The sequence below is a fragment of the Allobosea sp. P1_A7 genome, assembly GCF_056406775.1.
On record NZ_JBFTZN010000261.1, the window covers coordinates 1 to 8,081 of the forward strand.

At 65.6% G+C, this 8,081-nt stretch carries 9 protein-coding genes and 1 riboswitch; of the genes, 5 read left to right on the forward strand and 4 right to left on the reverse strand.

Annotation, left to right across the window (positions count from 1 at the left end; translation table 11 throughout):
- Together AC1D34_RS30155 and AC1D34_RS30160 are read right to left on the reverse strand one after the other, a co-directional pair.
- Window positions 1-400, reverse strand: a 400-nt coding sequence (locus AC1D34_RS30155; RefSeq protein ID WP_476826188.1) for an isocitrate/isopropylmalate family dehydrogenase, incomplete at its 3' end; no start/stop codon positions are given.
- A gap of 283 nt (window positions 401-683) precedes the next feature.
- Complete coding sequence (locus tag AC1D34_RS30160; RefSeq protein ID WP_476826189.1) at window positions 684-2,273, reverse strand: ABC transporter substrate-binding protein; 1,590 nt, start codon at window positions 2,271-2,273, stop codon at window positions 684-686.
- Window positions 2,274-2,427: 154 nt separating this feature from the next.
- Window positions 2,428-2,539, forward strand: a riboswitch (TPP riboswitch).
- A gap of 66 nt (window positions 2,540-2,605) precedes the next feature.
- Between AC1D34_RS30160 and thiB the strand changes: the two genes are divergently transcribed.
- Genes thiB through AC1D34_RS30175 form a run of 3 tightly spaced genes read left to right on the forward strand, consistent with a single transcriptional unit; the run spans window position 2,606 to window position 5,862 of the window.
- Window positions 2,606-3,625: a thiamine ABC transporter substrate binding subunit gene (thiB, locus tag AC1D34_RS30165; RefSeq protein WP_476826190.1), complete on the forward strand. Its 1,020-nt coding sequence runs from the start codon at window positions 2,606-2,608 to the stop codon at window positions 3,623-3,625.
- A gap of 4 nt (window positions 3,626-3,629) precedes the next feature.
- Window positions 3,630-5,171, forward strand: a complete 1,542-nt coding sequence (locus tag AC1D34_RS30170) for an ABC transporter permease family protein (protein ID WP_476826191.1) — start codon at window positions 3,630-3,632, stop codon at window positions 5,169-5,171.
- Window positions 5,164-5,862 (forward strand): thiamine ABC transporter ATP-binding protein, encoded by a 699-nt coding sequence (locus AC1D34_RS30175; protein WP_476826192.1) that lies wholly within the window; start codon window positions 5,164-5,166, stop codon window positions 5,860-5,862. Before AC1D34_RS30170 ends, AC1D34_RS30175 begins: the two co-directional genes overlap by 8 nt.
- A gap of 15 nt (window positions 5,863-5,877) precedes the next feature.
- Here the strand turns inward: AC1D34_RS30175 and AC1D34_RS30180 are convergent, their stop codons facing one another.
- A complete protein-coding gene (locus AC1D34_RS30180; RefSeq protein WP_476826193.1) occupies window positions 5,878-6,279 on the reverse strand; it encodes a RidA family protein in 402 nt (133 codons plus the stop codon).
- Window positions 6,276-7,454 carry a lytic murein transglycosylase gene (locus tag AC1D34_RS30185; RefSeq protein WP_476826194.1) on the reverse strand — a complete coding sequence of 393 codons (1,179 nt, stop codon included), beginning with the start codon at window positions 7,452-7,454 and terminating at the stop codon, window positions 6,276-6,278. The genes AC1D34_RS30180 and AC1D34_RS30185 overlap by 4 nt, the downstream gene beginning before the upstream one ends.
- Before the next feature lie 137 nt (window positions 7,455-7,591).
- Here AC1D34_RS30185 and AC1D34_RS30190 point away from each other — a divergent pair, with 137 nt between their 5' ends.
- Both AC1D34_RS30190 and AC1D34_RS30195 read left to right on the forward strand, forming a co-directional pair.
- Window positions 7,592-7,852, forward strand: a complete 261-nt coding sequence (locus AC1D34_RS30190; protein WP_476826195.1) for a SemiSWEET transporter — start codon at window positions 7,592-7,594, stop codon at window positions 7,850-7,852.
- Window positions 7,853-7,922: 70 nt separating this feature from the next.
- Window positions 7,923-8,081: DMT family protein (locus AC1D34_RS30195; RefSeq protein WP_476826196.1), on the forward strand; the 159-nt coding region annotated here is incomplete at its 3' end.

Below are 8,081 nucleotides of genomic sequence, written 5' to 3' on the forward strand. Positions count from 1 at the left end.
CGATCAGGATGTCGAGCCCCTCGACCACCTCGGGCTTGAGCGAGGAGGCGGAAGCCAGCGCCGGATAGCAGATCGCAGGCCGCAGATTCGCAAACAGGCCAAGATCCTTGCGCAAGCGCAGCAGGCCGGCTTCGGGGCGATGCTGATAGGGCACATCCGCCCATTTCGGGCCGCCGACAGCGCCGAACAGCACCGCATCGGCATCCTGGGCGAGCTTCATGTCGCCTTCCGAGATCGCCGCCTTGTGCGCGTCATAGGCAGCGCCGCCGACGAGTCCGCGCTCGATGGTGAAGGAGGCGAGGCCCTGCTTCTCGAACCAGCCGACGATCTTCTCGACCTGGCCGGTCACTTCGGGGCCGATGCCGTCGCCCGGCAGGAGGAGGAGCTTGTGGGTCGCCATGGTCGCCTCACGCGTTTGTCGGATGTTGCTGGGGCCAGAGCGGCCTTGCCGGGCTGATTAGGCGGGGAACGGGAGTGACGCAAGCGCAGCCGCAGGGCAGCGCGCCTGCGCAGCAAGCAGAAGCTGTACGATCGGTGCCAGCACCGCTCCGCTTCACTCCGGCCGGAGTGAAGCGGAGCGCCGTAAGCCCTCGCAGAGCGGTGGCGATGGCTTACGGATCGGAGCCGCTAGCGCAGTGCCTTTGGCATCAGCCAGTATTCCGACGGCAATAGTTGCTCCGTCCTCAGGCCTTCTTCTCCATGTTCCAGAAGAACTGGACGGGCGAGAGCACCATGCCGGTCAGGCTCTTGCGATAGGCCATTGGCTGCTGCACCAGCCCCGCCGGCGCATAGGGCACCGTCTCGAAGGCGCGCTTCTCGATCGAGGCGGCCAGCTCCTTCTGCTTGGCCACATCAGGCGTTGCAATCCACTGATCGCGCAGACCCTCCAGCGTGGCATCCTCCGGCCAGCCGAACCAGGCAGCAGGGCCATTGCTGCGCAGTAGCGGATGCAGCGCGGGATTGAGCACGTCGGCGCCGGACCAGAGCGTGTGGAACACCGACCAGCCGCCCTGGTCCGGCAATCCGCGGTTGGAGCGCCTGCCGATGAAGCTGGCCCAATCGGTCGCGACCAGATCGACAGTCATGCCGAGCTTCTTCAGCAGCTCCTGTGTCACCAGGCACTGGTTATAGGCGATCGGCTGGTCGGCGGGGGCCAGCAGCAGCACCTTCTCGTTCTTGTAGCCGGCCTCCTGCAGCATGGCCTTGGCCCGCTCCAGATTGTTGCCAAGTGCAGCCTGTCCGCCCGCTCCGGTCGACATTGGCGAGCCCGGCGTGAAGAAGGTCTTGCACTCCTTGTAGTAGTCCTTGCTGCCGACGACCGCCTCCATGTAGTCGGTCTGATCGATTGCCATCATCACCGCCCGGCGGATGCCGGGATTGCTGAAGGGCGGCTGCAGATGGTTGAAACGCATCAGCAGGATCAGCCCGAGCGGCACGTTCTCGATCGCGATCTCGGGATTGCTCTTGAGCAGGGGCAGGAGATCGACCGGCGGCTGTTCGTACCAGTCCACCTCGCCCTGCATCAGCGCACCGACTGCGGCCGAAACCTCGGTCAGCGGCAACCATTCGATACGGTCGATCTTGGCGACCTTGCCGCCAGCGGCCCAGGACGGAGCCTCCTCTCGCGGCCTGTACTTGGCGAAGCGCTCATAGATCGCGTTCTGGCCCGGCACCCATTGCTTGTCCATGAAGCGCCAGGGTCCGGAACCGATCGCCTCCGTGATGTTCTTGGTTGGCTCCATCATGGCCACGCGCTCGGGCATGATGAAGGGCACGTTCGAGGAGAGCTTGCCGAGCGCGTCCGGCAGCATCGGGAAGGGCTTCTTCAGGCGGATGGCGAAGGTGCGCTGATCGACGACATCGTAACCCTCGACGAATGTCGCGAAAGTCTGCCCGAAGGCATCGCGCGCCGACCAACGCTTGATCGAGGCAATGCAGTCCTGCGCCCTGACCGGCTGCTCGTCGTGGAACATCAGTCCGTCGCGCAGATGAAAGGCCCAGCGCAGCCCGTCCGGCGCAGTCTCCCAGCTCTGGACCATTTGCGGCTGGATGCGGAACTGCGCGTCCGTCGCAAACAAGGTATCATATATCAGATAACCGTGATTGCGGATGACATAGCTCGTGGCGACGATCGGATCGAGGGAGGGCAACGGCGTCGACGGAATGAAGCGCAGCGTATTGGTGCGCGACTGCGCGCGCGACGGAAATCCAACGAGGCTGGAAGCGGTTAAAGCGGAACTTCCGGCCAGAATCTGACGGCGATTGAGTCGCATGCGGCATCCCCTTGCTCTTGAGCTTTCGCGCCAGGCGCCTGCCTTCTGTTAAGCAAGAGATATACCAGCATGATCATGCGGCCAGACGCAATGCCCCTCGCGATGGCCCGGCGCCATCAACTGGACTCGCCCCGGCCCGCTCGCTATTCCCTTGACCGTCTCAACGGGGTGCCCGGCGGTTTCGGGCTGAGAGGGAAGCGCAGGGCTTTCAACCCGTCGAACCTGATCCGGATCGTGCCGGCGGAGGGATTGAGCACTGGCGTCTCGCAACGGGAGACGGCCTTCCCTCTCGACCGTCATGGCCCGCCGTCGAATGCATGCGGGGTGACGCCATGACCTTTCTGAACAGCCGGATGACCCGGATCGCCGCCGCGCTCTCGGCGCTCCTGCTTGCGACACCGTCCATGGCCCAGGAGAAACCGGCCCTGACGGTCTACACTTATTCCTCCTTCACCGGGAAATACGGTCCCGGCGCGAAAGTGAAGGCGGCCTTCGAGGCGCAATGCAGTTGCACGCTGAACTGGGTCGCAAGCGATGATGCCGGCTCCCTCGTCGCGCGCCTGAAGCTGGAAGGTGAGGCGACCAGGGCCGATGCCGTGCTCGGCCTCGACATGAACCTTGCCGCAGAAGCCAAGGCGACGGGACTGTTCCAGCCCCATGGCCAGGATAGCGCCGCGCTCACTTTGCCCATCGCCTGGACCGACGATACCTTCCTGCCCTTCGATTGGGGGCATCTCGCCTTCGTCTATGATTCAACCAAACTGGCCGCGCCGCCCACCAGCCTGAAGCAGCTTGTCGACGATCCCAATGGGCCAAAGCTGGTGCTGCAGGATCCGCGCACCAGCGCGCCCGGGCTTGGCTTCCTGCTCTGGATGCGATCCGTCTATGGCGATGGCGCCGACGCCGCCTGGACCAGGCTCAAGCCGCGCATCGTCACCTTCACCAAGGGTTGGTCGGAGGCCTACGGGCTCTTCCTCAAGGGCGAGGCCGACATGGTGCTCTCCTACGCGACATCGCCGGCCTATCACATCGGCGCCGAGAAGAAGACGCAGTACAAGGCCGCCCCCTTCAGCGAAGGCCACTATCTGCATGTCGAACTCGCCGGCATGACGCGCACGACGCGGCAGCCGGAACTTGCCAAACGCTTCCTCGCCTTCACGCTTTCGGACGCCTTCCAATCGCTGATCCCGGAAGGCAACTGGATGATGCCGGCGAAACAGGCGGCAGGAGGACTGCCGGCTTCGTTCGCCGATGTCATCAAGCCGGAACGGACCCTGCTGTTCACGCCGGACGAGGTGCGCACGCAGCGCCGAAGCTTCATCGACGCCTGGCTCGCCGCAGCGAGCCGCTGAGGCCTTGTTCCGCCCGGCCACGCTCACTGCGCTTGCCATCCTTGCGCTCGCCGGCGCCTCGCTCGCCGGGCTGGCGGGAGCCGGCGGCAACGTCGCGGCCCTGTCGTCGCTCGGCCCCTATCTCGCTCGCCTGGTCGCAGGAGCGACTGTCCAAGCGGGCCTGTCGATGCTGCTCTCGCTCCTGCTGGGCACAGCATTGGCGCTTGCCTTGCTGCGCCGCCGCTTCCCAGGCCGCAACCTCCTGCTCGCCGTGCTGACCGCCGCCGCCGTCGCGCCGACGATCGTTATCGTCTTCGGCGTCGTCGCGATCTATGGCCGTTCCGGGTTGCTCGGCGACCTGGCGCGTGCCGTCGGTGCTGAACCGCCGGCGATCTACGGGCTCCAGGGTATCCTGATCGCTCATGTGCTGATGAATACGCCGCTGGTGACGCGCACGCTGCTTCAGGCCTTCGGCCGCGAACCGGGCGAGCGGAGGCGCTTGGCCTCGGCGCTCGGCTTCTCCGCCGCCGATTGTTTCCGGCATCTCGACTGGCCCGTGATCCGGCGCGAAGCCCCTGCGCTTGCCACCTTCGTCTTTCTGCTCTGCTTCACGAGCTTTGCCGTCGTGCTCTCGCTTGGAGGCGGGCCTGCCAATGCCACGCTGGAAGTAGCGATCTACGAAGCGGTCCGTTTCGAGGCCGATTTCGCCCGCGCGGCCGCTCTCGCCAGCCTCCAGCTTGTGCTCTGCCTCGGACTTGCGACTGCGCTCGCCGCACTCGCGCCGGCGGCCCGCGACGAGGCAAGTGCCGAGCGCCATGCAGTCCGCCCCGATATCCTCGCACCTTGCCTGCGGCGACTGGACTGCCTCGTTCTCATTCTGGCGACGGCATGGATCGCACCGCCTCTCCTCAGCATCGCAAACGGCCTCGCAGCCGTACCGATGCTCGCGACCGCCGAATTCGCATCGGCTGCCGCGACGAGCGCGGCGATCGCGCTTGGCGCTGGCCTCCTCGCCTGCCTGTTTGCCGTACTGCTCGCCAGCGCCGCGCGCGGACGCCGACCGCGCCCGGGACTTCCCGACCTTGCCGCCTTCACCATGCTTGGCCTGCCGCCCTTCGCCTTCGTGGCAGGGCTCTACGTCCTGACCCGCAACCTCGCCGATCCTGCAATGCTCGGTCTGCTGCTTGTGCCGCTCGTCAACGCCCTGATGGCGCTGCCCTATGCCTATCGGTTGCTGGCACCGCCACTCGCGACCAGCGCCGAACGCCATGGAAGGCTGGCAGAGAGTCTCGGCATTGCCGGCTGGACCCGGCTGCGTCTCGTCGAATGGCCGGCCCTGCGCGCACCGCTGGCGGCCGCCTTCGCCTTTGCCACGGCGCTCTCGCTCGGCGATTTCGGCGTCATTGCTCTGTTTGGTGGCGGCGAGCTCACCACCTTGCCCTATCTGCTGGCGAACCGCCTCGGCGCCTATCGCATGGATGAAGCGGGAGCGCTGGCGCTCGTGCTGGTGCTTTCGGCCGGGGGGCTCGCCTACCTGACCGAGCGCTGGAGTGCGCGTCATGCTTGAACTGGCGGGCCTGTCCCTCGACTATCCCGGATTCGAGGCGCGCTACGACCTCGTCATTCCAGCGGGCGCGCTCTGCGCCGTCATCGGCCCGTCAGGCGGCGGCAAGACAACCCTGCTCCATGCCATCGCCGGCTTCGAAGAGCCTGCGGCCGGAACCCTCCGCTTTGCCGGCGCAGACCTGCTGCCGCTCGCACCAGCCAGGCGACCAGTCTCAATCCTGTTCCAGGATCACAATCTCTTCCCGCACCTCACGGCAGCCGAAAACGTCGCGCTTGGACTGAAACCGTCACTGCGGCTMGACCCCTCCGAGCACGAGCGCGTGGCAGCTGCGCTGGCCGCGGTCGATCTCGCCGGCTTCGCAGCCCGCCGACCCGCGGAACTCTCGGGCGGTCAGCGTCAGCGCGTCGCCCTCGCCCGCGCCCTCCTGCGCGGCAAACCGCTGATGTTGCTCGACGAACCGTTCGGCGCACTYGACCCCGGGCTACGCCGCGAGATGATCGAGCGCGTCGATGCGCTTCGCCGCGAACACGGCCTCACCGTGCTAATGACGCTGCACACGCCGGAAGAGGCGGCCGGCCATGCCGACCTCTTTGCCTTCGTTAGGAATGGCCGCGTCGAAGCATCCGGCCCGTGGACACACCTGACGGCGTCGGACGGACCAGAGCCTGTCAGGCGCTTCCTGGGTATCTGAAGCGTGCCGTCCCGACTAACCGCGCAGCCGGGCCGTAATTTCGATCTCGATCTTCATCTCGGGCTTGAGCAGGCCGGACACGACATAGATGCCGGCCGCCGGCCGGATCTGTCCGAAGATTTCGCCGCAGACGGTGAGAACCGGTTCGCAATAGCTGCGATCCGTGACGAAATACTGTGCGCGCACGACGTTGGAGAGTGCAGATCCTGCTTCGGTCAGGACCGCGTCCAGTGTCCGGAAGATGTTGCGCGCCTGTTCCGCCGGATCCTCCGGCATCGTCATGGTGACRTAGTCATAGCCCGTCGTGCCTGAGACGAAGACGAGGTCGCCATCGACCACCGCGCGCGAATAGCCGAAGGCGAGCTCGAACGGCGAACCGGTGGATATCAGCCGTCGCTTCGGATCCAGCATCGTCATCCCCGTCCACCCTTGAGCGCGCGCAATACCTTGGCACCCGGCCGGCCGGTCTGCGGCATGCCGATCTGCGATTCGATTTCCTTGATGGCCGCCCTGGTCAGCGAACCGACGGCGCCGTCCGGCTCGCCGACATTGTAGCCCCGCGCGATCAGCAAGCGCTGCAATTCGCGACGCTGCTCGCGCGAGAGCGGCGGATCGTCGGTCGGCCAGTCGGCCTGGATTCCCGGCCGGCCGCGAATACGGTCCGAGAGCAGCGAGATGGCAAGTGCGTAGGAATCCGCACCGTTATAGCTGTAGGCCGCGTCATAGTTCTTGAAGACCAGGAAAGCCGGACCATTGCGGCCGGCCGGCATCAGCAACCCGGCATTGCCCGAGCCGGACAGTCCCGAGCCGTCATATTTGACGATCCCGCGTGCAGCCCAGGATGAGACCGGCTGCTTCGGATTGCGCCCGGTCGGGCCGGAATAGCCGTTGGGGACGCGGACCTCGTAACCCCAGGCCGCGCCAGTCACCCAGCCGGCCTTGGCCATGAAATTGGCGGTCGAATGCAGTGCGTCGGGAATCGAGTCGACGAGATCGCGCCGTCCATCGCCATCGCCATCGACGGCGAGGCGCATATAGGTCGAGGGGATGAACTGGGTGTGGCCGAAGGCGCCGGCCCAGGACCCCATCAGGCGGTCGGCCCGGACATCGCCGCGCTGGATGATCTGCAGCGTCGCGATCAGCTCACCCTTGAAGAACGCGTTGCGACGCGGTGCGAGACAGGCCCCGGTCGAGAGSGCCTGGACGAGGGGCATCTTTCCGCGCGCCTTGCCGAAATCGCTCTCGACGCCCCAGACCGCGACGATGGTATGGCGGTCGACGCCAAAGCGCTGCTCGGCCGCAGCGAGGGTCGAGGCGTGCTGGCGCAGCATGTTGCGCCCCTCCGCCACCTTCTCGTCATCGACCAGCGTGCCGAGATAATCCCAGATCGGAGTCTTGAACTCCGGCTGGTTGTTCATCGCMTCGATCACCTTCATGTCGGGCGTGACGCCCGCCATGGCCCGGTCGAATGTGGCGCCGGACACGCCTTTCGCTGCAGCCTCCGAACGCAGGCCGGCAAGGCAGGACTGGAAGTCCGCCTGGGCGCCGGACGCGAAGAGGATGAGCGGAAAAGCCAGTTTGAATGCGCGCATGAACCCACCGAAACCCAAGGAATGGCGCAAAACTAGGGCCGAATGGTTAAAGGAGATTAACCATGCGCGAACTGCGCGCAAAAGTCGCAAAAGACGGCTATGGCAGGGGCAGAATCTGATTCGAGGCGCTTCCGCCCATGCCTGTCGCCACCACCGAGCATCTTGGCTTCACCGCAGCCGCGCTGACGACCCTGTGCTGGCTGCCCCAGGCCTGGCACACGATCCGGACCCGGGACACACGCGCGATTTCGCTCTGGACGCAGATATTCTTCGCGCTCGGCATTATTCTCTGGTTGGTCTACGGGCTCCTGCTGATGTCCTGGCCGCTGATCGGCGCCAATGCCGTGACATTGGTGCTGGTCCTCACCATCCTGACCATGAAGCTGCGCTACGGCTGAACCGGCTCTATCGGGAACCCCGCGCGCTGGTTAGGCTTTCTGTAGAAACAGCCTCGGATCGCCAATCCCCATGCCAGCCCTCTCCACCGCCCATCTCCTGCCGATCGCCATGCTGATCGGCTCGAACGTCTTCATGACCTTCGCCTGGTATGGCCATCTCAGCTACAAGGGCACCGCGATCTGGCTCGCCATCCTCGCCAGCTGGATGATTGCACTGCCGGAATACATG

Bases quoted from the DNA above. Each gene is read 5' to 3' on its own strand.
- AC1D34_RS30160 (WP_476826189.1), bottom strand. From the start codon at position 2,273: ATGCGACTCAATCGCCGTCAGATTCTGGCCGGAAGTTCCGCTTTAACC.
- thiB (WP_476826190.1), top strand. From the start codon at position 2,606: ATGACCTTTCTGAACAGCCGGATGACCCGGATCGCCGCCGCGCTCTCG.
- AC1D34_RS30190 (WP_476826195.1), top strand. From the start codon at position 7,592: ATGCCTGTCGCCACCACCGAGCATCTTGGCTTCACCGCAGCCGCGCTG.